The organism is Streptomyces sp. P3 (assembly GCF_003032475.1).
Classification (GTDB): Bacteria; Actinomycetota; Actinomycetes; order Streptomycetales; family Streptomycetaceae; genus Streptomyces.
In genome coordinates, this window is record NZ_CP028369.1 from 1,041,858 (window position 1) to 1,064,392 (window position 22,535).

A 22,535-nucleotide genomic window follows, 5' to 3' on the forward strand; every position below is an offset into this window, starting at 1 on the left:
AACCTCCGAGACCGGTTTCCGCAGCGCCGGTACGACCCGCCTTCCAGCCGCGTACTCTGTCCCCCATTCCAGCAGCCTCTTCATGAAGTGAGCCCCCGGCCATGCCCACAACACCTGAAATGTCGATGGACATGACGACCGTCGGTGACACCGGTCTTCTCGACATGCTGCAGCACGAGGTCGCGGTGTTCGCGCGCCGGGCCGAACAGACCCGGCTCGGCGGCGTCGGACAGGTGCGCAACTCCATGGACCGCGCCGCGTACCTGCTGCTCAACCGTCTCGACAACGAAGGTCCGATGGGCGTCAAGGCGCTCGCCGCGAGCATGGGGATCGACTCCTCGACGGTCACCCGGCAGGTGGCGCCGCTCGTCGACACCGGCCTGGTCAAGCGGACCTCGCACCCGGAGGACGGACGCGCCGTGGTGCTCCAGCTGTCGCCGCGCGGGGCATCGCGTCTCGAGGAAGTGCGCTCCTCCCGACGGCAGTTGATGGCCGAACTGACAGACGACTGGGCACCGGAGGAGCGCGAGGCGTTCTGCGCGCTCCTCACACGCTTCAACACCGCGCTGTCCTCCCGGATGGCCTCCGCGGGCGTCCCCGGCGCGGAGCAGTCACCGGCCGCCTCCTGACCCCCGGGCACACACCCGCGGACGACTTTCCGGCGAGCGTGCGCGGCTCTTGACCGGCGCCCTGCCCCTGGCCTCAGATGAGACCGGGGCAGATGGCCGTCCAGGGGACGCCGTCAGGCGGGAGGCTCGGTGTGCGAGAGAGGCGTACGACCCAGGAACACCGCAGGAACCGGGACTTCGAGGCGTTCGTCGCCGGAGCGGGCGGGCGGCTGCTGCACACCGCCACGCTGCTCACCGCGGAGGCCCCGGACGACAACCCGCGCGCGCGACGTCTGCTGACCCTGGCTCTCGCGCACACATACGCGTCCTGGGACCGACTGCGCGGCGAGGACCCCTACGACCACGCCCGTGAGCACCTCGCGGCCCGCTTCGCACGCGGCGCCTGGCACCGGTACGGCACGCTGCCCTTCGGCCGTGCCCGCCCGCGTTCGGCCGTCGGCGCGCTGGCCCGCCTCACCCCGCGCCAGCGCCTCGTCCTCGTCCTGAGGCTGTACGAGGGCGTCGCCGAGGAACAGGTGGGGGCGCTGCTGGGGTTGCCCGAGGAGCGGGTCCACGCGGTCTGTGAACGGGCGACGGCGACGCTGCTGCACCCGCCGCGCGAACCCGCCCCCGCGGTGCGCCGGGCGAAGGCGGCGGCGTCGTGAACCGGGCCGCCCGGGAGGCCGCCGTCCGGCAGATGATGGAGCGGACGGCCCCGCCCCTGCCGGCGGAGCTCTACCCGGACGTCGTACGCCGGGGGAGCCGGCTGCTGCGCCGGCGGACGCTGGCCCTGCGGCTGCTGTGGCTGCTGCTGTTCGCCGCGACCGTGGCGTTCGTCGTCTGGGCGGCGGTCGTCGAGCCGTGGGTGGAGCCGCCGTCGCAGACGACTCCACCGCTCACCGACTGGTGAGGAACCGCCCGGGGCTGCTATCCGAGGGCCTGCTGCAGGTCCTCGAGGAGGTCGTCGACGTTCTCGATGCCGACGGAGAGCCGGACGAGGTCGCCGGGCACCTCGAGGGCGGAGCCGACCACGGACGCGTGCGTCATACGGCCCGGGTGCTCGATGAGGGACTCGACGCCGCCCAGCGACTCGCCGAGGGTGAACACCTCGGCGCGGTTGCAGACCTCGACCGCCGCCTCCTCGCCGCCGGTGACCCGGAAGGAGACCATGCCGCCGAAGGCCCGCATCTGCTTGGCCGCGACCTCGTGACCGGGGTGCTCCGGCAGGCCCGGGTACAGCACGCTCGTCACGCGCGCGTGGCGGGTCAGCATGTCGGCGATCCGGGTGGCGTTCTCGCTGTGCCGGTCCATGCGCACCGACAGCGTCTTCGTGCCGCGCAGCACCAGCCACGAGTCGAAGGGTCCGGCCACCGCGCCCATCGCGTTCTGGTGGTACGCCAGTTCCTCGCCGAGCTCCGCGTCGCCGGTGATCAGCGCGCCGCCGACGACGTCCGAGTGGCCGCCCATGTACTTGGTCAGGGAGTGCACGACGACGTCCGCGCCGAGCGACAGCGGCTGCTGCAGGTACGGCGTGGCGAAGGTGTTGTCGACGACGAGCCGGGCGCCGGCCTCACGGGCGACCTGGGCCACGGCGGCGATGTCGGTGATGCCGAGCAGCGGGTTGGACGGGGTCTCCACCCACACGGCCTTGGTCTTCGGGGTGATCGCGGCCCGCACGGCGGCGGGATCGCTGGTGTCGGCGACCGACCACTCCACCCCCCAGCGGGCGACGACCTTGGCGAACAGGCGGAACGTGCCGCCGTAGGCGTCGTTCGGGATGACCACGTGGTCGCCGGGGCTGAGCAGCGTACGCAACAGGCAGTCCTCGGCCGCCAGTCCGGAAGCGAACGCGAGACCTCGGCGACCGCCCTCGAGGGCGGCGAGGTTCTCCTCCAGGGCGGTCCTGGTCGGGTTGGCGCTGCGGCTGTACTCGTAGCCGCCGCGCAGACCGCCGACGCCGTCCTGCTTGTAGGTCGAGACCTGGTAGATCGGCGGGACGACCGCGCCGGTGAGGGGATCGGCGGTGTTGCCCGCGTGGATCGCGAGGGTCTCGAAGTGCTGACTGATGTGCCTGTCGCTCATGGGCCCCGAGCGTAGTCCGCTCGCGGGCCCGGTGCGGTACGGCGGCCGCAACGGCGGTCCCGCTCCGCCGTCACCGGCCCGCCCGCCGGACCCCCCGGGCCGCCCGCCCGCCGAGCCACCGTCACCGCCCCGTCCGCCCGGCGGGGGGCACAGCGGGCCACCGGTCCGGGCCACGGCGGCCGCCCCCTGCCCGGGTCCGGGGCACGGGCGGGACACCGGCTGGGCACCGGACGGCAGGGACGTTTCTCCACAGGCATGGGAGCGGGTTGGCCAATTGTCGGCGCGGTCTGGTTCGCTTGTGGCATGGAGATTCTCTGGGTCCTGACGGCCGTCATCATGATCGGCTTCGTGCTGCTGGCACTGCTGCGGCGCAGGCGCGGCCTGGTCGGGCTGGTCCCGGCAGATCATCCGGACGCCGCGGACCCGGCGACCTACGGCTTCCTGACCACGGAGGAGCTGGACATCCGTATGCCCGGCCCCGACCAGGACCTGCTCAACGTGCTGGACGTGGTGCAGCGCACGCAGGACTACCGGGCCGCGCAGCAGCTGCTGGCCGGCACCGAGACGGAGGGCGAGCTGCGCTGGCAGCGCGTCCAGGCCTTCGCGGGCGCGGCGGCGCTGGAGCTGCAGCAGCGGCCGGGCGGGGTCGCCGAGGCGCCGGGCGGGCAGTGGCTGCGGGTGTGGCGCACGGAGGCGCCGAAGGACCCGGGCGGGGCGGCGGTGCACGCCGAGTTCCTGGTCCAGCAGGCGTGGCGCACCTCGACGCCGGGCACGGACGACTTCCGGATCATCATGGAGGAGGCGAAGGACACCTGCGGGCAGGCGGCGCTGCTGGCACCCGGTGACCCGGTCCCGTACATCGTCGAGCTGTCGGTGGCCCGCGGCATGAAGTACTCGCAGGCCGAGTTCGAGCAGCTCTGGCTGAAGATCCTGGACCGCGACCCGGCGCACATGGGGGCGCATCTCGCGGCCCTGCACTACTGGTGCGAGAAGTGGCACGGTTCGCGCGAGCTGGCGTACGACTTCGCGGAGGCCGCCGCGGCGAGAGCCCCGCGGGGTTCCCTGCTCGCGGCGATGCCCCTCTTCGCAGTCTTCGAGCACCTTCCCGAGGTCAACCTGGTCAGGAGCTTCTACCAGAGCGAGGTCGTGACGAAGGCGGTGCACGGCGCGCTGTTCGCGGTGCACGCGGCCCGGCCCGACGACCCGATGCTGGCGCATGTCCGCCATCTGCTGGTCTTCTTCCTGGTCCGCTCCGAGCGCTGGTCGGAGGCGATGAGCCAGCTGGTCCACGTCGACGGCCACGTCGGCGCCCTCCCGTGGACGCTCTCCCCGGACCCGGCGGCGGAGTTCGCGGTCTACCGAGCGCTGGCGGTCGCGGGCTACGAGGCGAACGGCGGCAGCCCGGCGACCATGCCCCACTGACCGCCGCCCGGACGCCCCGGAGGGCGGTGGCCCGCCCCGGATTTTCCCGCCCCCCGCACACCTGCCCGACACCCGACACCCGACCGCCCCCTGCCCGGATCAGGCGCCCGCCCGGCGCCTGACGGCAGGGGGCGGTCGTCGGATCGGCCCGGGCAGGGGGCGGTCGTCGGATCGGCCCGGGCAGGGGGCGGTCGTCGGATCGGCCCGGTCGCAGCCCGGGTGTTCCTGTGCGAGCCTGAATTCATGATCAGGAAACCGTCCGTCCACCGGCCCGTCCGGGCGGGGGCGAGGACGGTGGCCCCCGCGACGGGGGCGCTCGAGAGGAGCTGATCGACATGAATCCGGTCGCCGGATCACCCGTGCGGATCGAGGCGTTCCTCGACCCCCGGCTGTCCAGATGGCTGTGGCTGGTGAAGTGGCTCCTCGCCGTCCCGCACTACATCGTGCTGTTCTTCCTGTGGATCGCGTTCTTCTTCGTGACCGTCGTGGCGTTCTTCGCCATCCTCTTCACCGGCCAGTACCCCCGCTCGCTCTTCGACTTCAACGTCGGCGTGCTGCGCTGGAACTGGCGTGTCGGTTACTACGCACACACCGCGCTCGGCACCGACCGGTATCCGCCGTTCACCCTGGCCGACGTGGCCGACTACCCGGCGCACCTCGACGTGGCCTACCCGGAGCGACTGTCCCGGGGCCTGGTCCTGGTGAAGTGGTGGCTGCTGGTGATCCCGCAGTACATCGTGGTGGGGATGTTCGTCGGCGACTGGGGGTGGGGCTGGGGCGAATCGGACCGCTGGCACGGCGGCGGCCTGGTCTACTTCCTGTCGCTGGTCGCCGTGATCGTCCTGGCGTTCACCGGCCGTTACCCGGTCCAGCTCTTCGACCTCCTGATCGGGCTGGCCCGCTGGGTCGCGCGGGTGGCCGCCTACGCGGCGCTGATGACCGACGTGTATCCGCCGTTCCGCCTCGACATGGGCCCCCAGGACTTCCCGCCCCCGCTGACGAAGTCCTCGGCGGGCGGCACCGGCGGCACGGGCAGCCCCGGATCGTGACCAGCCGGCCGGCGCAGACGGCTCGGACGACGCGGACGGCGCAGACGGCTCGGACGCGCGGTATTTCGGTTGCCCATGGCGGTGCGGTGCGGGCTCAATGGCAGGCATGACCGACCTTCAGGGCTCGTACGACGATCTGTTCACCGCGGTGCCCAGCGCTTTCGCCGCGCTCCTGGACGAGGGTGACGTGGGCGGATCGGTGGCCGTCTTCGTGGACGGTGAACCGGTGGTTGACGTCTGGGGCGGGTACGCCGACGCGGCTCGCGAGGTGCCGTGGCAGCGGGACACCCTCGTCAACGTCTACTCCGTCACGAAGACCATGACGGCGTTGTGCGCGCTGGTGCTGGCCGACCGCGGCGAGCTCGACCTGGACGCGCCGGTCGCCCGCTACTGGCCGGAGTTCGCCGCGGCGGGCAAGGAGGCGGTGCTCGTACGGCACACGCTCGCGCACACGGCGGGGCTGCCCGACTGGTTCGGTCCGGTCGCCGAGGTCTACGACTGGCCGGCCGCCACGGCCCGACTGGCCGCGCAGGCTCCGCTGTGGGAGCCGGGCAGCGCGGCCGGATACCACTCGCTCACCCAGGGGTTCCTGGTGGGCGAGGTCGTACGCCGGATCACCGGCCGGATGCCGGGCGAGTTCTTCGCCGACGAGATCGCGGGTCCGCTGGGTGCGGACTTCCGCATCGGGCTGTCGGCCGAACACGACCACCGGGTGGCGCTGACGGTGCCGCCGCCGTCCCGGGACGAGGACTACACGGCGGGCGCGGCCGCCGGCGACGCGGCGACGGATGCCCCGGGGCCGGCCGCCGGCCCGGACGCGGCGCCGACGCCCGCTCCGACCGCGTTCCGGGTGCGCGACGGCAACAGCGTGGCCTGGCGCCGGGCGCAGATCCCGGCGGCCGGCGGTTTCGGCAACGCCCGTTCGGTCGCCCTCGTCCAGTCGGCGATGGCGTGCGGGGGTTCGGTCCGTGGGGTGCGCCTGTTGTCGCGGGCGGGCCGTGACCGTGCGTGGGAGGAGCAGTTCAGCGGCGTGGACCGCAGGCTCGGCATGCCGATCAGCTGGGGCCTGGGGTACGGGCGGTTCGGCGGCACGTACGGGTGGGGCGGCTGGGGCGGATCGACCGTCATGATCGAACCCGAGGCCCGCATGGTGGTCGCCTACGTGACGCAGCAGATGCGCGAACCCGCGCAGGACACCCGGGGACTCGACCTCCTGATGGCCGCCTACGACGGTCTCCAGGGACTCCGGACCGGCGGCTGAGGGACCGCACCCCGGCCGCCACGACCCCCGACCGGACCGGCGGCCCCGAGGTGGGAAGGGCCCCGGCGGACCTCGGGTTGCAACGGTCCTCGCAACAACCGCGATCTGTGGGAGTCGCGAGGACCGTCCGGCGGACCGTCAGATCGTCGAGGCGTCGATGACGAAGCGGTAGCGGACGTCGCTGGCGAGCACCCGCTCGTACGCCTCGTTGATCTCGGCGGCGCTGATCAGCTCGATCTCGGCGCCGAAACCGTGCTCGGCGCAGAAGTCCAGCATCTCCTGGGTCTCCCGGATGCCGCCGATGCCGGAGCCGGCGAGGGTCTTGCGGCCGCCGATCAACGAGAACAGGTTGAGTGCGACCGGCTCCTCGGGCGCGCCGACGTTCACGAAGGCGCCGTCCGTCCGCAGCAGGGACAGGTAGGCGTCCAGCTTCAGCGGGGCCGAGACCGTGGAGAGGATGAGGTCGAAGGTGCCGCGCAGGTCCTTGAAGGTCTTCTCGTCGCTGGTGGCGTAGTAGTGGTCGGCGCCCAGCTTCAGGCCGTCGTCCTTCTTGCGCAGCGACTGCGACAGGACGGTCACCTCGGCGCCGAGGGCGTGCGCGATCTTGACACCCATGTGGCCGAGGCCGCCCATGCCGACGATCGCGACCTTCTTGCCCGGACCGGCGTTCCAGTGCCTGAGCGGGGAGTACGTGGTGATGCCCGCGCAGAGCAGGGGTGCGGCCTCGTCGAGCCCCAGTCCGTCGGGGATGCGCAGGACGTAGTTCTCGTCGACGACGATCTTCTTCGAGTAGCCGCCGTAGGTGGGCTCGCCGTCCTTGCCGACGGCGTTGTACGTGCCGACGCCACCGCCGGTGCAGTACTGCTCGAGGCCGGCCTGGCAGTTGTCGCACTCCCGGCACGAGTCGACGAGGCAGCCGACGCCCACGCGGTCGCCGACGGCGAACTTCGTGACGCCGCGACCCACCTCGGAGACGACGCCCGCGATCTCGTGACCGGGCACCATCGGGAATATGGCCTCGCCCCAGCCCTCCCTGACCTGGTGGATGTCGGAGTGGCAGATGCCGGCGAACTCGATGTCGATCAGGACGTCGAACTCGCGCACCGGGCGGCGTTCGATCGTCGTGCGCTCCAGCGGAGCCTTGGCGGCGGATGCGGCGTACGCGGCAACGGTGGTCATGCCGGGGGTTCTCCTAGCGAGGGGGTTCGTCCCGGCCTGCCTTCGGACCGGGCGTGCCGTCCAGGTTCCCCCATTCCGTCGTGCTCACCCAGGTCACGCTTCTGCGTACGACTGGCGTGCCTACCACTGGCGGGGTCAGGCTGGTGGGCGTACGACCGGGAATACTGGACGGCATGGACGATCGCCCCGAAGCCCCCGGCGCCCCACTGGACCGGCGTGCCGAGCTCAGTGAGTTCCTGCGCACCCGGCGCGCCCGGCTGAAGCCGGAGGACGTGGGGCTGCCGGACTTCGGACGGCATCGCAGGGTGCCCGGGCTGCGGCGCGAGGAGCTGGCGCAGCTGGCCGGGGTCTCGGTGGCGTACTACACACGGCTGGAGCAGGGCAACGGGCGCAACGTGTCGGCGGAGGTGCTGGACGCGATCGCCCGCGCCCTGCGGCTGACGGACGCCGAGCACGCGCACCTCACCCACCTCGCGAAACCGAAGCACAAGAAGAAGCAGAGCGGGCCGCCCCAGCAGGTCCGGTCCGCGCTGCGCCAGCTGCTGGACGCGATGGACTCGGTGCCGGCGTACCTGGTCGGGCAGCGCGCGGAGATCCTGTGCTGGAACCGGATGGCCGCGGCGGTCTTCGGCGACTGGGCGGAGCTGCCGGTGGCGGAGCGCAACTGGGCGCGGCTCGTCTTCCTGCGCCCCGACTACCGGGACCTGTTCGTGGACTGGGAGCAGAAGGCGATCGACATCGTCTGTGCGCTGCGGATGGACGCGGGCTGCTGTCCGGACGACCCGCGGCTCTCCGCGCTGGTGGGCGAACTGTCGGTGAAGAGCGAGGACTTCCGGCGGTTGTGGGCGACCCACGACGTCAAGGAGAAGAGCCACGGCGTGAAGCGGCTGCGGCATCCGCTGGTCGGCGAGCTCTCCCTGAACTACGAGGGGTTCAGGCTGGCCGGTGACGGCGAGCAGACGATGGTGACGTACCACGCGGAGCCCGGGTCGGCGTCGGCGGAGGCGCTGCGACTGCTGGCGAGCTGGGGCGCCGACGCGCGGAAGGCGGGGGCCGGGTCGCAGTCGCCGTCCGCCTGACGCCTGCGCCCCGGACGCCCGCCCCCGGCCGCTCACCCGGACGCCGAGCCCGCGTTCGTCCGCCGCCGCCGACGCCGAGCCCCGGGCGCCCGTCGGCCGTGCTCAGCCCCGGTACGGCGGGGCCGCCCCCCATCCCCACTTCGGCGCCGGCTGCTCGGCCGGCGGCTTGGCGTCCGGACCGGAGAAGTGGACGGCGAGCCGCGTGCCCCACTCCACGTAGGCGAGGAAAGCGGACCGGAACTCGGCGTCGGTCGGCAGACCGGCCTCGTCCGCGGCGTCCTGGATCAGGTTGACCCAGCGTCGGCGCTGGGGCTCGCTGATGTCGCGGCCGAAGTGCTTGGCGACCATGTGGCCGTGGCCGCCCTGGGTCGCCGAGTAGGTCTCGGGCCCGCCGAAGACCTCCGCGAGCCAGAGCGCGACGTGTTCGGCGTGCTCGGGGGCGAGGCCGGCGAAGACGGGGGCGAGGAGGTCGTCCTGGAGCACCTTGGCGTAGAACACCTCGGTGAGCCGGGTGAAGGCTTCCGCGCCCCCGGCCCACTCGTACAGCGTGGGCACGGCGGCGCCGGAGCCGTGCACCGAGGTGGCCTTGTAGTGGCGCATCTCGTCGATGTGCCCGACATAGGGGCGGATCTCGGCGAGGAAGGCGGGGAACAGGTCGGAGGTCCTGAAGCCCTCCAGGTGGTCCTCGGTGGACGTCCAGGTGATGCGCAGGACGAAGTGCTCGAAGTCCTCCTCGCAGCGGGCGAGTTCGTAGTCGACGCAGTGCGGGGAGGCCGCGAGCTGACGCGCGCCCCGGGTGTAGGCGGCGAGGAACTCCGCCGACCGCTCCTGCGGGATGCGGTAGCGGATGTACTCGACCGTGGTGGGGCCGGTGGGTGTGGTGGCTGTCTCGGCTGCGGTCATGGGGACACGCAAGCACGAACCACCCACCGGAGGCTGCTCTTCCGGCGGGCGTTCGCTCACAGGGTGTGCGGGGCGCCCATGCTCTCGTCCCGCGTGCCCTCGTCGAGGTTGCCGGTCGGCTCGTCGGCGAGGAGCACCTTGGGCCGCTCGACCAGTGCGCGGGTCCTGGCGGCCGCCCGGCGACCGAAGCCACAGCCGGGGCCGCTCCGGCCGCTGTGCCGGACCCCGGAAACACCGATGCCGCCCCTCGGGGCGGCATCGGGAGCCTGTGGATCGGCGAAGAGCAGGGGGCGGGGCGGACGGCTCAGGCGGCCGAACCGGCCTTCCACTGCTCCCAGTCCATGTTCCAGCCGTTGAGGCCGTTGTCCGGGGCCACGGTCTTGTCGCCGGTGTTCTTGACCACCACGACGTCGCCGACGATCGAGTTGGTGAAGAACCAGTAGCCGGCCGTGCCGGTGTCGTTGGCGCCCTTGGTGTCGGACAGGCCCACACAGCCGTGGCTGGTGTTCACCGAGCCGAAGATGGACTTCGCGCCCCAGTAGTTGCCGTGCACGAAGGTGCCGGAGTTGGTGAGGCGGATGGCGTGCGGCACGTCCTTGATGTCGTACTCGCCCTTGCCGTCGTCGTCGGTGAAGCCCACGGTCGCGCCGTTCATGCGCGTCTCCTTGAACTTCTCCGACATCACCATCTGGCCCTCGTACGTCTTGTTGTCGGGCGAGCCGGCCGAGATCGGGATGGTCTTGATGACCGTGCCGTTGTGCGTGATCTTCATCTGCTTGGTCTTGGCGTCGACGTAGGAGACCTGGTTGCGGCCGACCTTGAAGGTGATCGTCTTCTGCTGGACGCCGATGACGCCCTTGGCGCCCTCCACACCGTCGAGCGCGAGCTTCAGCGTGACGGTGGAGTTCTCCTTCCAGTAGTCCTTGGGACGGCAGTCCATCCGCTGGCTGGAGAACCAGTGACAGGCGACCTCCTGACCGCTGGTGGAGGTGACCGTGACGCCCTTCTGGACGGCCGCCTTGTCGGTGATCTGCTTGTTGAAGGTGATCGACACGGGCATGCCCACGCCGACGGTCGAGCCGTCCTCGGGCGTGAAGTTGCCTATGAAGCTGTTGGCCGGGGAGACCGTGGTGAAGGAGGCGTTCTCGTGGGCCACGAGGCCGCTCGAGTCCTTGGCCTCGGCCGCCACCTTGTAGGTGGTGGAGCGCTCGAGCTGCGCGTCCGGCTTCCAACTGGTCCTGTCCGCGGAGAGCGCGCCCTTGACGGCCGCGCCCTCGGCGGTGGTCATCGTCACGGCGGTGAGGGTGCCCTTGCTCACCGTGACGGCCGCGGAGTTGTTGATGGAGGCGTTGTCCGAACCGTCCGCCGGCGTGATCTTGATCTGGGCCTCGGAGGACTTCTTCGCGGCCGCCTCGTCGGCCTTGGCCTGCGAGGAGCTGCCTCCGCCGTCCGAGGCGCCGTCGCCGCCGCCGGAACACGCGGAAAGCACCAGAACACCGCCGAGCAGTGCGGACGCCGTCATCAGACCTCGGCGCCGCCTACTGTCCGTCATCACACGCTTCTCCATCGTTGCCGATTGCCTGAACCCAGAGAGTCCCCGTCAAGACCATCAACGCTACGACCGGTTCGTCCCGTTCCCCCTGTGCACCAGGTGTGGGGCACGCCACGTTCGCGGCGCGGAAGGTGCGGGTGTCGGTTCGTGCGCCTGCTGAGACGACGAAACCCCGGCCGGCGGTTGCCGTCCGGGGTCACGAGTTTCCCGGAACGCTCAACCGATGCGGCCTTCTTCGCCGTCCGCCCGGTCATCCTCCTCGAGATCGTCCTCGTCGAGGTCCCACTCCGGCGAATCCGGGTCGTGGTCGACCCGTTCACTGGACCAGGAGGCCTGCTGGAGCTCCACCCCGGGAACCTCTCCGAGCAGGTCGAAGGGGTCGACGAGGTAGGCGAGGGCCTCCGCGGTGTCTTCCGTCACAGCCGCCTCGGCATGCACGCGTTCGTCGTCCGGGACCTCCGGGTCGTCGGCGAGCCGCCGCAGCGCCGCCGTCGCCACGGCGTCCTCGTCGTGCACCTCGAGGAGAATCTCCACCCGAACCCGCACAAAACGTGATGTCTTTTCATCGCTCATGGCCGGAGCGTACGGCTCTTGGCTCCCGCAACTTTCCCGCGACCCGCGACTTTCATTAGCATCGGGGCACACGGCCAATTCGCCAGCACCACAAGGGGATCGATATTCCGTGTCATCCGCTCGACGTCCGTTGCTGACCGCCACCGCCGCGGGGACCCTGCTGGGCGCCCTGTGGTTCGTCCCGTCCGCCAACGCGTCCCAGGACGCCCCGGTCAGAACGGTCACGACGACACAGGTCACGACCCAGGCGCGGGCCGCGTCGACGACCACGACCGGGACGGTGACGCGGACCGCCGACCGGAGCACGGACCGCAGCGCCACGCGGACCCTCTCCGACGCCACGGCCGAAACCGGGGCCGAGGCCGGAGCCGGGGCCGACGACGGCGTCCGGCTCGCCGACACCGGAAGCTTCGACACCACCCCCTACGTGGTCGGCGGGACGACCCTGCTCGCCCTGGGTGCGGGATTCGTGGTTTATTCCATTCGCCGGGAACGTCTGGGTTTTTGAATTTACTTGACTCTCCGTTGACGACTTCTTCATAGTTCGCACATGAAGAGATCATCGGGGGCCCGGCTGCGCGCCACGGCCGCAATCGGCGCGCTGTCGCTCTCCCTCCTCACCGCCTGTTCGGACGAGGGGTCGAAGGACACCGCGGACTCCAAGACATCCGCCTCCTCGTCCGCCGCCGCCTCCTCGGCTCCGGCCGCGAAGGCGCTCACCAAGGCCGAGCTCGAGAAGCTGCTGCTCGCGCAGGGCGAACTCAAGGGCTACAAGGTCGACTCGGGCGACGACACCCTGCCGGCCTCCAAGAGCGTGGTGAAGACCGACAAGCCGGCCTGCGACCCGCTCGCCTGGGCCACGGCCGCGCTCGCCCCGGGCGACACGGACGCGAGCGTCGGCAACACGGTCGCCGAGGACAAGACGTCGGCCGCCACCGCCAAGCCGACGAACCTCGCGGACGCGTTCGACATCGACATGACGTTCGTCGGTCTCTCCTCGTACGCGGGCGACGGCGCGCAGAAGGCGATGAAGGCCGTCTCCGACGGTGTGACGGCCTGTGCCGGCGGGTACGGCCTGAAGGCCGACGGCGAGAACACCAAGGTCACCAGGGTCGCCGCGGACAAGGGCGCCGGCAAGGGCGACGAAACGGTGGCGTTCGTCGAGGACGTCGACATGGACGGTCAGGGCAAGGCCACCTTCCACGCCGAGGTGGTGCGCAAGGGCAACACCGTCGCCACCTTCTACACCGTGAACTTCGCCGGGTTCGAGAAGGGCGGCGACATGGGCGCCGTGCCGGCGGCCGTGATCGACGCGCAGGTCGCGAAGCTCAAGTAACACCGCTCCGCCTGAGGGAACTTCGGGGCCCCGCCGCATCTCCGTGCGGCGGGGCCCCGCTCGTGCTACCTGAGCGGTCCGGTGACCGTCTCCACCGCCGCGACGAGCCCCCCGGCACGCACGAAGGCGTCCGCCGCCGCGAGGTCGGGGGCGAGGAACCGGTCCGGGCCGGGCCCCTGCACGCCGGCCCCGCGTACCGCCTCGATGACCGCGCGCGTCGCCGGCGCCGGGGTCAGCCCCTCGCGCAGCTCCACACCGCGCGTGGCGGCGTACAGCTCGACGGCGATCACACGGGTGAGGTTGTCGACGGCGGTGCGCAGCTTGCGGGCCGCGGACCAGCCCATCGACACATGGTCCTCCTGCATCGCCGAGGACGGGATCGAGTCGGCGGACGCCGGTACGGCCAGCCGCTTCAACTCGCTGACCAGCGCGGCCTGCGTGTACTGGGCGATCATCAGCCCGGAGTCGACGCCGGCGTCGTCCGCGAGGAACGGCGGCAGACCGTGACTGCGGTTCTTGTCGAGCAGCCGGTCGGTGCGCCGCTCGGCGATGGAGGCGAGGTCGGCGACCGCGATGGCGAGGAAGTCCAGCACGTAGGCGACCGGCGCCCCGTGGAAGTTGCCGTTGGACTCCACCCGCCCTCCCCCAGTGCCGAAAGCCTGGGAGGTGCCCCCAGGGAGCACCACCGGGTTGTCGACGGCCGAGGCCAGCTCGCGCTCGGCGACGAGCCGGGCGTGCGCCATCGTGTCCCGGCCGGCGCCGGCGACCTGCGGGGCGCAGCGCACCGAGTAGGCGTCCTGGACGCGCGGGGCGTCGTCCTGGTGGTGGCCGGTGAGCTCCGAACCGGCAAGCACGGCCAGCATGTTGGCGGCCGAGGCTCCCTGCCCCGGGTGCGGGCGGATGGCGTGCAGCTCGGGGGCGAGCACCTTGTCGGTGCCCAGCAGGGCCTCCAGCGACAACGCGGCCGTGACGTCGGCCGACTTGTAGAGCATGTCGAGGTCGGCGAGGGCCATCACCAGCATGCCGAGCATGCCGTCGGTGCCGTTGAGGAGCGCCAGGCCCTCCTTCTCGCGCAGCTCGACCGGGGCGATGCCGTGCTCGGCGAGCAGTTCGCCGGCGGGGCGTACGACGCCGTCCGGGCCTTCCGCGTCGCCCTCGCCCATGAGGGTGAGGGCGCAGTGCGAGAGCGGGGCCAGGTCGCCGGAGCAGCCGAGGGAGCCGTACTCGTGCACGACCGGCGTGATGCCGGCGTTGAGGATGTCGGCCATGGTCTGCGCGACCTCGGGGCGGACGCCGGTGTGCCCGGAGCAGACCGTCTTCAGCCGCAGGAACATCAGCGCCCGGACGACCTCGCGCTCCACCCGCGGGCCCATGCCGGCGGCGTGCGAACGGACGATGTTGCGCTGCAGCTGAGCGCGCAGCTCCGGACTGATGTGCCGGGTGGCGAGGGCGCCGAAACCGGTGGAGACGCCGTAGACGGGCTCGGGCTTGGCCGCCAGCGCGTCCACGATGCCGCGGGCCGCGGCGAGGGCCGCCACCGCCTCCGCGGAGAGCTCGATCCTGGCGCCGTCGCGCGCCACGGCGACCACGTCGGACGCGGTCACGCCGGACGTCCTCACCACCACAGTGTGCATATCCATATTCAGGAGCGTACGCAGTGAAGACGAAGATGTCACCAGTGGGGGCGGGGTTCGCCCCTTACCGATGCGTCACGTCGCCGCCGTGTCAACGTCTCCGCGTCCCGGCGCGGCCACCCGTCCCGGCGCAGCCGCCACCGCGTTCCGGCGCGGCGCTCCGTCGCCGCCCGCGCCTCAGGGCCGCCCGCGGAACCGCCGCCGCTCGGCGGAGGTCCGCTCATGCGGCTCCGGCTCGTCGGCCAGCCGCACCACGGGGTCGTCGGGTCCCTGCCGTCCGGCGACCACCGGCCGGGCGGCCCGCACGGCCTTGGCACGGTACTGGGCGGCGTCCGCCAGCCGGAACAGCCGACGGGCCGAGCACACCGGTCCGATCGGGTCCGCGGTCGAGGCGACCCCGCAGGCCACGCCGTCACCGAACTCCAGCTCTCCGGCCCGTCGGCAGAGGTCGTCGGCGACCTTGACGACGGCGTCGGCGGGCGATCCGACGACCAGCAGGCAGAACTCGTCCCCGCCGAGCCGGGCGGCCAGCGCGCCCGGCAGCATCGCCCCGCACAGCGACAGCACCGAACCGAACCGCTCCAGCAGCCGGTCGCCGACGGCGTGCCCGCGGGTGTCGTTGACCCGCTTCAGTCCGTTGAGGTCGCACACCACGAGAGAGACCACCACCCCCTGTACGCGATGCCGCTCCACCGCCTCCTCCAGCCGCACGTCGACCGCGCGACGGTTGGCCAGGCCGGTGAGCGAGTCGGTGAAGGCAAGACGCCGGGCCTCCTCCAGCCGCTCGGTCTGGGCGAGCCCGGCGGAGACGACGGCGGCGAGGACGGTGGCGAAATCGGCGTCGTCGCGGTCGAAGACCCGGGTCCCGGTGGAGCGGGCGACGTACAGCTCGCCCCAGGCCCGGCCGTGCAGCACGATCGGCGCGACCACGCAGGAACCCCGGCCCCGGCGGCGCAGGGCCGCGACGCGCTGATGGCAGTAGCCGGGACGGCCGGCGGCGAGGCCCTGGGCGGTCTCCACCCAGGCGTTGGGCTCACCGCCCGCCGCCCAGCGCTCGTGCAGGAACTCGGTGATCTCGGGGAACCGGTGCACCGGGTAGGCCTCCGCCTCCGGGAACTCGGCCTCGTCCGCGGCCCGGTCCCCCACGTTCACCAGGACCCTCAGCTGCCCGAGGTCGCGTTCCCACACCGAGAGCGCGGCGAAGCTTCCCGTCAGCGCCCGGCCGGCTCCCAGCGCGGCCGCACGCCAGGACTCGCGGGGGGTGCGCGCGGCCGCCATGCCCTGCGCGAGCGCCACCACGGCCGCCAGGCGCGTGTCGTCCTCACTCATCGCCCTCACCCCCACTGCCCTCGCCCATGACATCAGGCTAGGGATATTTGGGTGAAAAAGAGACACGAAGCGTCACTTGGAGTGACGGCGCCGGGAGCGGCGCGGGCCTCCCCCGGAATCTCACTCGCCGGGCCACTGCGGCTTCCGCTTCTCGTTGAACGCGGCGACCCCCTCCGCCCGGTCCCCGGAGAAGGCCACCGACCGCCATGCCGCGTCCTCGACCTCGAGCCCGGCCCGCAGGTCCAGCCCCTGCCCGAGCCGCAGCGCCCGCTTCGCCGCCCGCAGCCCCACCGGCGAGTTGCCGGCGATCCGCGCGGCCATCGCCAGCGCCTCCTCCCGGTCCCGCCCCTCCTCCGCCAGCACGTCCACCAGACCCAGCTCCCGCGCCTCGGCCGCCTCCACGCGCCGCGCGGTGAAGATCAGCTCGGCCGCCCGGGCCGCGCCGACCCGGCGGGGCAGCAGCTGCGTGCCGCCGCCGCCGGGGATCACGCCCACCGACACCTCGGGCAGGCCCACCACCGCCGTACGGTCGGCCACGATCACGTCGCACGCCAGGGCCAGCTCGAACCCGCCCCCCAGGGCGAAGCCGTGGACGGCCGCGATCGTGGGCGCCGGCAGTTCCAGCACGCCGGTGTACGCGCCGCGGGCGAGGGGCCGCTGCCGCACCAGTTCGGCGTCGCTGAAGGAGTTGCGCTCCTTGAGGTCGGCGCCGACGCAGAACGCCCGCTCGTGCGTGGACGTCACCACGACCACCCTCACCCCGCGGTCCTCACCCAGTGCCGCGCACGCCGCCGCGATCGACCGGGCCATCTCGGTGGAGACCGCGTTCATGGCCTTCGGCCGGTCGAGGACCAGCTCCGCGACATGACCGCCGTCCCCGTGCCGCCGCACCAGCACGAACTCCCCGAAACGCGTCTCACCCACGCGCTCCCCGCCCACGACACCGCTCACGACAGCCCTCCGGTTAACGATGGTTAACTACCAGGATCCGATCATCCCAGTCACGGGCCGCGAGGGAAAGACCGGCCTCCTCCGTACCGGTACCCCGGCCACCCGTACGGGTGACATCCTGCCCAACTCGGCGCACACCGCGCTTGCCCGCGCATACCGTGCCTCCGCCCCGGCGCATCGAGGGCGCCACCGCATCGGGGAGGAACATGATGGCCGGCACGCTGACCGGGCTGGACCAGACGACACGGCAGGGCGTGGCGGCGGAGGCCCATCCGGCCTGGGTGCCGCGCGCCCGGGGCCGGCACCGCCGGCCACGCCCCCGCAAGGTGCTGTTCGCCGTGGGCGGCCTCGCGCTGGCCGCGGGCGTGCTGAGTCTTCTGCGGCCGACCCCCGACACGGGCGGCGCCGGCGCCCTCGGCACCGCGGAGGCGGAGCCCCGGCCCGACCTCGTCACGAGCGCGGACGACGACGCCGGTGACACGACCGGGAAAGGCGCCGAGAAGGCGGCCGACGACAGCGGGGGCGACCGTGACGGCGGCCGGGACCCCGCCACCGGACCGGCCGTCGCCCCGCCCGCCCCCACCGCGCCCACCGCCATGGGCGGCGCGAGCCCCGGCCCGGCGCGCGAGGCGGCGGGCCTCCTGCCGGGCGCGCCCGGGGCTCCGACGTCCGTCGTCCTGCCCCCCGACGCCACCTACGATCCGACTCCCCGCGCGGCGCCCCCCGCGCCCACCGCGACCCCCGCACCCGAACCCCCGTCGGCGCCCCGGCCGGCCACCGCCGCCCCGGCGCCCCGGCCGCCGAACCCGCCGCAGGCCGCAGAGCCCCGCCGGCCGGAGCTCTGCGTCCCGATCATCGGCCTCTGCGTGGACCCCCTGAGCGCCCCGGCGTCGCAGCGGTAGGGGCAGGGCCGGAAGGGTTCACCGGCTCTCCGGCCTTTCCGGCCGCGGCACCGGCCGCGGGCCCGCCGCGGGCCGGGACGGCGACGCACCCGCCCGCCGCAGGCAGGCGCCATCGGCCGGCCATCAGCGCCAGCCGTCAGCCGTCAGCCGCGTCCCGGCGCGGGCGTACGTCAGCGATGTACGGAACACGTCCGTCAGCGGTGCGGGTCAGATGTCGGTGTCGTTGCGGCGGGTGAGGAGCCAGGGTTCGACCACACCCAGGCCGCGTACCGGGCGCTGCCACATCGGCTGCAGGGCGAAGCGGTACTTCGGTGGCTCCTCGCCCTCCTTCTCCGCGGCGGCCGCCTCCTCCGCGGCCTCGGCCTCGGAGGAGGGGGCGTCACCGGTGCGGATCAGCTCCTCGGCGAAGGCGCTGTCCACCAGGACGGCGTCGCGGGGAGCTATCGACGTCAGCCGGGAGGCCAGGTTGACCGTCGTGCCGAAGACATCGCCCATCCGGGTGGTGACCGTGCCGAACGCCATCCCTACGCGCAGTTCCGGCATCGTCTCGTCGTTGCTCATCGTCTCGACCAGCAGCAGCGCGATGTCGGCGGCGGTGCCCGCGTCGTCGGCCGCGTAGAGCACCTCGTCGCCGAGGGTCTTGATCAGGCGCCCGCCCCGGGCGGCCACCAGGTCGGCGGAGGTGGTCTCGAAGGCCTCGACGAGCTCGCCGAGTTCCTCCTCCTCCATCCGGCGGGTCAGCCGGGTGAAGCCCACGAGGTCGGCGAAGCAGACGGCGAGCCGCCGGTCCACCATCTCCTCGTCGTCGGCGGCCTGCACGACCCGGCCGGCCGAGGCGGCGAGCTGGCGGCGCCAGACGTAGACGAGGAACTCCTCCAGCTCGGGCAGCAGCAGCTCGACGATCGGGTAGGTGACCTCGGTGCGGGTCATGCCCGGCTCGGGCGGCTCGGTCAGGCCCTCCAGGAACGAGTCGATCTGCCACTCCGCCAGACGGGCGGTGGTCTGCCCGGTGGACCGCGCCACCTGTACGGCCATCGCCTCGCTCAGCAGCCCGGCCTCGACGAGACCCGCCAGCCGCCGCAGGGCCAGGACGTCGGCCTCGGTGAGCGCCTTGGCCTGCCCGATGTCGGCGAAGCCCATCGCCCGCCAGAAGCGCGACGCCAGCTCCATGGAGACGCCCGCGCTGCGGGCGGCCTGGAAGGGGGTGTATCGGCGCTCGGCGCCGAGGATGAGCTGTTCGAGGCGCAGCGCGAGAGGGTGCGGGTCCTCACCGGGGTCGCCCGGCTCGCCGGGGTCGGCGGCCGGCAGGTTGCCCCGGCCGTCCTCGCCCGCGCCGGAGCCCGTGTCGTCGACGGTCACGCCTGCTGCCCTTCCGATCTTCCGCGGTCAGGTTTCGACCGGCCTCAACTCTACGGCAGGTGTGCGCCAGCTCACTCCGTTCGGTTCGGCAGGGGCCGAGGCCCCGTTCGGGTCCGGTCGCCCCGAACTCCCCCAAGGCAGGCCGCCGGACGGGCTCGGACACCCTGCCCGGCCCACGCTTCGTCGTGCGTCACGCCGGTCTCAGGTGGACGATGTCGCCCGCCCCCACCGGTTCCTGCACCCCTTTCTCGGTGGCGATGACGAGGCGGCCGTCGCCGTCGACCGCGACCGCCTCGCCGACCAGCGACCGGTCGCCGGGCAGCTCGGCCCGCACCGTCCGTCCCAGGGTCGCGCATCCGGCCGCGTACGTCTCCTGCAGGCCGCTCGACGCCGGGTCGCCGCCGGCGGCACGCCAGCGTCCGTACCACTCCTCCAGCGACCGCAGGACGGCCCGCAGCAGCGGGTCCCGGTCCGTGGTGACCGCCCCGGCCAGCGCCAGGGAACCCGCCTGCGGCACCGGCAGCTCCTCCGCGCGCAGGGTGACGTTGAGACCGACGCCGACGACCACCGCGTCCGTGCCGGCCCGTTCCGCGAGGATGCCGCCGGCCTTGCGTTCCTCCCCGCCGACGGTCACCAGCAGGTCGTTGGGCCATTTGAGTGCCGTGTCGACGCCCGCCGCCCGGGACAGCCCCGTCGCGACCGCGACGCCGGTGAGCAGGGGCAGCCAGCCCCAGCGGGCCACCGGCACCTCGCCCGGCGTGAGGAGCACGGAGAAGAACAGTCCGGAGCGCGGGGGCGCCGTCCACCGGCGGTCCAGGCGGCCCCGGCCCGAGGTCTGCTCCTCGGCCACCAGGATCGCGCCCTCGTGCGCCCTGCCCTCGCCCGCGGCGGTCACCAGGTCGGAGTTGGTGGAGCCGGTGCGCTGCACCACGTCCACCCCGGACCACAGGCCGCCCTCCCGTACCAGCGCCCGGCGCAGGGCCGCGGCGTTGAGGGGCGGGCGGTCGAGGTCGGACCACCGGCCGCCGCCGCCCGCCTCTGATGCATCTCGCGGTGTCATGCAAGCCACCCTAGGTGTGTTGAACACCGCACTGCCGATCCGTAGGGGCAGCACTACGCTACGGATGAGTAACCGTCCCCCCTTTTGAGCAGGCAGGGAGCCGCATCCCGATGTCCGAGCCGGAAGAGCGCCACGAGATCCCAGGGATCGACATCCACACCACCGCGGGCAAGCTCGCGGATCTCCAGCGGCGCATCGAGGAAGCGACGCACGCCGGTTCGGAGCGCGCCGTCGAGAAGCAGCACGCCAAGGGCAAGTTGACGGCCCGTGAGCGGATCGAGCTGCTGCTCGACGAGGGTTCCTTCGTCGAGTTGGACGAGTTCGCCCGGCACCGTTCCACCAACTTCGGTCTGGAGAACAACCGCCCGTACGGAGACGGCGTCGTCACCGGGTACGGCACGGTGGACGGCCGCCCGGTCGCCGTGTTCTCGCAGGACTTCACCGTCTTCGGCGGGGCGCTGGGCGAGGTCTACGGCCAGAAGATCGTCAAGGTCATGGACTTCGCGCTGAAGACCGGCTGCCCGGTCATCGGCATCAACGACTCCGGCGGCGCCCGTATCCAGGAGGGCGTGGCCTCGCTGGGCGCGTACGGCGAGATCTTCCGCCGCAACACGCACGCGTCCGGGGTGATCCCGCAGATCTCCCTGGTCGTCGGCCCGTGCGCGGGCGGGGCCGTCTACTCCCCCGCGATCACCGACTTCACGGTGATGGTCGACCAGACGTCGCACATGTTCATCACCGGCCCGGACGTCATCAAGACGGTCACCGGCGAGGACGTCGGCTTCGAGGAGCTGGGCGGCGCGCGCACCCACAACTCCGTCTCGGGCGTGGCGCACCACATGGCCGGCGACGAGAAGGACGCCATCGAGTACGTCAAGCAGCTGCTGTCGTACCTGCCGTCCAACAACCTGTCCGAGGCGCCGGTGTTCGCGGAGGAGGCGGACCTGTCCGTCACCGACGAGGACCTCGAGCTGGACACGATCGTGCCGGACAGCGCGAACCAGCCGTACGACATGCACACGGTGATCGAGCACGTGCTGGACGACGCCGAGTTCTTCGAGACGCAGGCGCTGTTCGCGCCGAACATCCTCACCGGGTTCGGCCGCGTCGAGGGCCACCCGGTGGGCATCGTCGCCAACCAGCCCATGCAGTTCGCGGGCTGTCTGGACATCACGGCCTCCGAGAAGGCGGCCCGCTTCGTGCGCACGTGCGACGCCTTCAACGTCCCGGTCATCACGTTCGTGGACGTGCCCGGCTTCCTGCCCGGCGTCGGCCAGGAGCACGACGGCATCATCCGCCGAGGCGCGAAGCTGATCTACGCGTACGCGGAGGCAACCGTCCCGCTGATCACCGTCATCACCCGCAAGGCCTTCGGCGGCGCGTACGACGTGATGGGCTCCAAGCACCTGGGCGCCGACCTCAACCTGGCCTGGCCGACCGCCCAGATCGCCGTCATGGGCGCCCAGGGCGCGGTCAACATCCTGCACCGCCGCACGATCGCGGAGGCGCAGGCGGGCGGCGAGGACCTCGAGGCGGTGCGCGCCCGGCTGATCCGGGAGTACGAGGACACCCTCCTCAACCCGTACATCGCGGCCGAGCGCGGCTACGTCGACGCGGTGGTCATGCCGTCCGACACCCGTCGGCACATCGTGCGCGGACTGCGTCAGCTGCGCACCAAGCGGGAATCCCTGCCCCCGAAGAAGCACGGCAACATCCCCCTCTAAGGAGCCGCTGTGACGATCAAGGTCGTACGGGGCAACCCGACCCCGGAGGAGCTCGCCGCCGCTCTGGCGGTGGTCAGGGCCCGCGCCGCGGCGGTGGCGGCGGCGCCGCCGTCCGGCGCGGAGCCCCCGAGGGACGCGTGGTCCGACCCCGCCCGCATCGCGGGCCGGCGCGTACCCCCGCCCGGCCGGGCGTCCTGGACCCGCACCTACTGGCCGAGCTGAGCACGGCCCGCCTGCCTCCTGCTCTCCGGGCGGGGGCCGTTTCGCCGTGCGGCTCCGCCGCACGTGCGCGGCCGGCCCCCGCCGGCCCGCGGCCGAACATGCGGTGGACGACTGCGGGCCCACGACTTGAGTACGGGTACTCAGGCGCCGTCAAGCCGCCGGGCCGCACGCTGGTGGCATGCTGTGGTCCGACCCCGAGAACGAGCCCCCCGAGGAACTCCGCGACATGCAGGAGACCCTGCGCAGACTCGGCCTCTTCCTCGCGCTGGCCATGGTGCTGGCGATGATCGTGCTCGGCGTCCGATGAGAG

General features: G+C 72.5%; 23 protein-coding genes and 1 pseudogene. 13 read left to right on the forward strand and 11 right to left on the reverse strand.

Features of this window, described 5'->3' with window-relative positions:
- The first annotated feature begins 119 nt into the window (after window positions 1-119).
- From C6376_RS04525 to C6376_RS04535, 3 genes are all read left to right on the forward strand, one after another.
- Window positions 120-629 (forward strand): MarR family winged helix-turn-helix transcriptional regulator, encoded by a 510-nt coding sequence (locus C6376_RS04525; RefSeq protein ID WP_173985583.1) that lies wholly within the window; start codon window positions 120-122, stop codon window positions 627-629.
- Window positions 630-760: 131 nt separating this feature from the next.
- Complete coding sequence (locus tag C6376_RS04530; RefSeq protein WP_173985584.1) at window positions 761-1,273, forward strand: sigma factor-like helix-turn-helix DNA-binding protein; 513 nt, start codon at window positions 761-763, stop codon at window positions 1,271-1,273.
- Complete coding sequence (locus C6376_RS04535) at window positions 1,270-1,518, forward strand: hypothetical protein (RefSeq protein ID WP_107442211.1); 249 nt, start codon at window positions 1,270-1,272, stop codon at window positions 1,516-1,518. The genes C6376_RS04530 and C6376_RS04535 overlap by 4 nt, the downstream gene beginning before the upstream one ends.
- Before the next feature lie 17 nt (window positions 1,519-1,535).
- On the opposite strand, the gene C6376_RS04540 is transcribed toward C6376_RS04535, so the two are convergent.
- The gene (locus tag C6376_RS04540) at window positions 1,536-2,690 is read right to left on the reverse strand and encodes a cystathionine gamma-synthase (protein WP_107442212.1); all 1,155 of its coding nucleotides are present in this window, start codon (window positions 2,688-2,690) and stop codon (window positions 1,536-1,538) included.
- 303 nt (window positions 2,691-2,993) lie between these two features.
- On the opposite strand from C6376_RS04540, the gene C6376_RS04545 reads away from it, so the two are divergent.
- The 3 genes from C6376_RS04545 to C6376_RS04555 all read left to right on the forward strand — a co-directional run bounded on the left by C6376_RS04545 (window position 2,994) and on the right by C6376_RS04555 (window position 6,422).
- Window positions 2,994-4,112: a hypothetical protein gene (locus C6376_RS04545; protein ID WP_107442213.1), complete on the forward strand. Its 1,119-nt coding sequence runs from the start codon at window positions 2,994-2,996 to the stop codon at window positions 4,110-4,112.
- A 335-nt stretch (window positions 4,113-4,447) separates the two neighbouring features.
- On the forward strand, window positions 4,448-5,161 hold the full coding sequence (locus C6376_RS04550; RefSeq protein WP_107442214.1) for a DUF4389 domain-containing protein: 714 nt from the start codon (window positions 4,448-4,450) through the stop codon (window positions 5,159-5,161).
- Between the two features lie 106 nt (window positions 5,162-5,267).
- Window positions 5,268-6,422, forward strand: a complete 1,155-nt coding sequence (locus C6376_RS04555) for a serine hydrolase (RefSeq protein WP_107442215.1) — start codon at window positions 5,268-5,270, stop codon at window positions 6,420-6,422.
- Window positions 6,423-6,560: 138 nt separating this feature from the next.
- On the opposite strand, the gene C6376_RS04560 is transcribed toward C6376_RS04555, so the two are convergent.
- Window positions 6,561-7,601 (reverse strand): NAD(P)-dependent alcohol dehydrogenase, encoded by a 1,041-nt coding sequence (locus C6376_RS04560; RefSeq protein WP_107442216.1) that lies wholly within the window; start codon window positions 7,599-7,601, stop codon window positions 6,561-6,563.
- A 173-nt stretch (window positions 7,602-7,774) separates the two neighbouring features.
- Here C6376_RS04560 and C6376_RS04565 point away from each other — a divergent pair, with 173 nt between their 5' ends.
- On the forward strand, window positions 7,775-8,680 hold the full coding sequence (locus tag C6376_RS04565; RefSeq protein WP_107442217.1) for a helix-turn-helix domain-containing protein: 906 nt from the start codon (window positions 7,775-7,777) through the stop codon (window positions 8,678-8,680).
- A gap of 102 nt (window positions 8,681-8,782) precedes the next feature.
- Here the strand turns inward: C6376_RS04565 and C6376_RS04570 are convergent, their stop codons facing one another.
- The 4 genes and pseudogenes from C6376_RS04570 to C6376_RS04585 all read right to left on the reverse strand — a co-directional run bounded on the left by C6376_RS04570 (window position 8,783) and on the right by C6376_RS04585 (window position 11,708).
- A complete protein-coding gene (locus C6376_RS04570) occupies window positions 8,783-9,583 on the reverse strand; it encodes a group II truncated hemoglobin (RefSeq protein ID WP_107442218.1) in 801 nt (266 codons plus the stop codon).
- A 77-nt stretch (window positions 9,584-9,660) separates the two neighbouring features.
- Window positions 9,661-9,744, reverse strand: a pseudogene (locus C6376_RS04575) (ABC transporter ATP-binding protein); the annotation flags it as partial.
- A gap of 143 nt (window positions 9,745-9,887) precedes the next feature.
- Window positions 9,888-11,135 carry an Ig-like domain-containing protein gene (locus C6376_RS04580; RefSeq protein WP_254075836.1) on the reverse strand — a complete coding sequence of 416 codons (1,248 nt, stop codon included), beginning with the start codon at window positions 11,133-11,135 and terminating at the stop codon, window positions 9,888-9,890.
- Between the two features lie 216 nt (window positions 11,136-11,351).
- Window positions 11,352-11,708 (reverse strand): hypothetical protein, encoded by a 357-nt coding sequence (locus tag C6376_RS04585; RefSeq protein ID WP_107442220.1) that lies wholly within the window; start codon window positions 11,706-11,708, stop codon window positions 11,352-11,354.
- A 109-nt stretch (window positions 11,709-11,817) separates the two neighbouring features.
- Between C6376_RS04585 and C6376_RS04590 the strand changes: the two genes are divergently transcribed.
- On the forward strand, window positions 11,818-12,216 hold the full coding sequence (locus tag C6376_RS04590) for an LPXTG cell wall anchor domain-containing protein (RefSeq protein WP_173985585.1): 399 nt from the start codon (window positions 11,818-11,820) through the stop codon (window positions 12,214-12,216).
- Window positions 12,217-12,258: 42 nt separating this feature from the next.
- Window positions 12,259-13,044 (forward strand): hypothetical protein, encoded by a 786-nt coding sequence (locus tag C6376_RS04595; protein ID WP_107442222.1) that lies wholly within the window; start codon window positions 12,259-12,261, stop codon window positions 13,042-13,044.
- Between the two features lie 65 nt (window positions 13,045-13,109).
- On the opposite strand, the gene hutH is transcribed toward C6376_RS04595, so the two are convergent.
- The 3 genes from hutH to C6376_RS04610 form a co-directional block, all read right to left on the reverse strand.
- Window positions 13,110-14,678 carry a histidine ammonia-lyase gene (gene hutH / locus C6376_RS04600; RefSeq protein WP_107442223.1) on the reverse strand — a complete coding sequence of 523 codons (1,569 nt, stop codon included), beginning with the start codon at window positions 14,676-14,678 and terminating at the stop codon, window positions 13,110-13,112.
- Window positions 14,679-14,855: 177 nt separating this feature from the next.
- On the reverse strand, window positions 14,856-16,007 hold the full coding sequence (locus C6376_RS04605) for a sensor domain-containing diguanylate cyclase (protein ID WP_107442224.1): 1,152 nt from the start codon (window positions 16,005-16,007) through the stop codon (window positions 14,856-14,858).
- Window positions 16,008-16,127: 120 nt separating this feature from the next.
- Complete coding sequence (locus C6376_RS04610; RefSeq protein WP_107448773.1) at window positions 16,128-16,931, reverse strand: enoyl-CoA hydratase/isomerase family protein; 804 nt, start codon at window positions 16,929-16,931, stop codon at window positions 16,128-16,130.
- 233 nt (window positions 16,932-17,164) lie between these two features.
- Between C6376_RS04610 and C6376_RS04615 the strand changes: the two genes are divergently transcribed.
- Window positions 17,165-17,860, forward strand: coding sequence for a hypothetical protein (locus tag C6376_RS04615; RefSeq protein ID WP_254075837.1), 696 nt, complete (start codon window positions 17,165-17,167; stop codon window positions 17,858-17,860).
- Window positions 17,861-18,067: 207 nt separating this feature from the next.
- On the opposite strand, the gene C6376_RS04620 is transcribed toward C6376_RS04615, so the two are convergent.
- Both C6376_RS04620 and C6376_RS04625 read right to left on the reverse strand, forming a co-directional pair.
- Entirely contained in the window at window positions 18,068-19,219 is a 1,152-nt protein-coding gene (locus C6376_RS04620) for an adenylate/guanylate cyclase domain-containing protein (RefSeq protein ID WP_057584510.1), read from the reverse strand.
- Between the two features lie 190 nt (window positions 19,220-19,409).
- Entirely contained in the window at window positions 19,410-20,279 is an 870-nt protein-coding gene (locus C6376_RS04625; RefSeq protein WP_107442225.1) for a biotin--[acetyl-CoA-carboxylase] ligase, read from the reverse strand.
- A 110-nt stretch (window positions 20,280-20,389) separates the two neighbouring features.
- Between C6376_RS04625 and C6376_RS04630 the strand changes: the two genes are divergently transcribed.
- From C6376_RS04630 to mmpB, 3 genes are all read left to right on the forward strand, one after another.
- Window positions 20,390-22,003 carry an acyl-CoA carboxylase subunit beta gene (locus C6376_RS04630; RefSeq protein ID WP_107442226.1) on the forward strand — a complete coding sequence of 538 codons (1,614 nt, stop codon included), beginning with the start codon at window positions 20,390-20,392 and terminating at the stop codon, window positions 22,001-22,003.
- 9 nt (window positions 22,004-22,012) lie between these two features.
- Window positions 22,013-22,225, forward strand: a complete 213-nt coding sequence (locus C6376_RS04635; RefSeq protein ID WP_107442227.1) for an acyl-CoA carboxylase epsilon subunit — start codon at window positions 22,013-22,015, stop codon at window positions 22,223-22,225.
- A 178-nt stretch (window positions 22,226-22,403) separates the two neighbouring features.
- On the forward strand, window positions 22,404-22,532 hold the full coding sequence (gene mmpB, locus C6376_RS46095) for a morphogenic membrane protein MmpB (RefSeq protein WP_107105390.1): 129 nt from the start codon (window positions 22,404-22,406) through the stop codon (window positions 22,530-22,532).
- Window positions 22,533-22,535 lie beyond the last annotated feature (3 nt).

Excerpts from the sequence above, each read along its gene's own strand:
- C6376_RS04525 (WP_173985583.1), top strand. The coding sequence starts at position 120 with ATGTCGATGGACATGACGACCGTCGGTGACACCGGTCTTCTCGACATG.
- C6376_RS04540 (WP_107442212.1), bottom strand. The coding sequence starts at position 2,690 with ATGAGCGACAGGCACATCAGTCAGCACTTCGAGACCCTCGCGATCCAC.
- C6376_RS04545 (WP_107442213.1), top strand. The coding sequence starts at position 2,994 with ATGGAGATTCTCTGGGTCCTGACGGCCGTCATCATGATCGGCTTCGTG.
- C6376_RS04550 (WP_107442214.1), top strand. The coding sequence starts at position 4,448 with ATGAATCCGGTCGCCGGATCACCCGTGCGGATCGAGGCGTTCCTCGAC.
- C6376_RS04555 (WP_107442215.1), top strand. The coding sequence starts at position 5,268 with ATGACCGACCTTCAGGGCTCGTACGACGATCTGTTCACCGCGGTGCCC.
- C6376_RS04560 (WP_107442216.1), bottom strand. The coding sequence starts at position 7,601 with ATGACCACCGTTGCCGCGTACGCCGCATCCGCCGCCAAGGCTCCGCTG.
- C6376_RS04565 (WP_107442217.1), top strand. The coding sequence starts at position 7,775 with ATGGACGATCGCCCCGAAGCCCCCGGCGCCCCACTGGACCGGCGTGCC.
- C6376_RS04570 (WP_107442218.1), bottom strand. The coding sequence starts at position 9,583 with ATGACCGCAGCCGAGACAGCCACCACACCCACCGGCCCCACCACGGTC.
- C6376_RS04580 (WP_254075836.1), bottom strand. The coding sequence starts at position 11,135 with ATGACGGACAGTAGGCGGCGCCGAGGTCTGATGACGGCGTCCGCACTG.
- C6376_RS04585 (WP_107442220.1), bottom strand. The coding sequence starts at position 11,708 with ATGAGCGATGAAAAGACATCACGTTTTGTGCGGGTTCGGGTGGAGATT.
- C6376_RS04595 (WP_107442222.1), top strand. The coding sequence starts at position 12,259 with ATGAAGAGATCATCGGGGGCCCGGCTGCGCGCCACGGCCGCAATCGGC.
- hutH (WP_107442223.1), bottom strand. The coding sequence starts at position 14,678 with ATGCACACTGTGGTGGTGAGGACGTCCGGCGTGACCGCGTCCGACGTG.
- C6376_RS04605 (WP_107442224.1), bottom strand. The coding sequence starts at position 16,007 with ATGAGTGAGGACGACACGCGCCTGGCGGCCGTGGTGGCGCTCGCGCAG.
- C6376_RS04615 (WP_254075837.1), top strand. The coding sequence starts at position 17,165 with ATGATGGCCGGCACGCTGACCGGGCTGGACCAGACGACACGGCAGGGC.
- C6376_RS04625 (WP_107442225.1), bottom strand. The coding sequence starts at position 20,279 with ATGACACCGCGAGATGCATCAGAGGCGGGCGGCGGCGGCCGGTGGTCC.
- C6376_RS04630 (WP_107442226.1), top strand. The coding sequence starts at position 20,390 with ATGTCCGAGCCGGAAGAGCGCCACGAGATCCCAGGGATCGACATCCAC.
- mmpB (WP_107105390.1), top strand. The coding sequence starts at position 22,404 with ATGCTGTGGTCCGACCCCGAGAACGAGCCCCCCGAGGAACTCCGCGAC.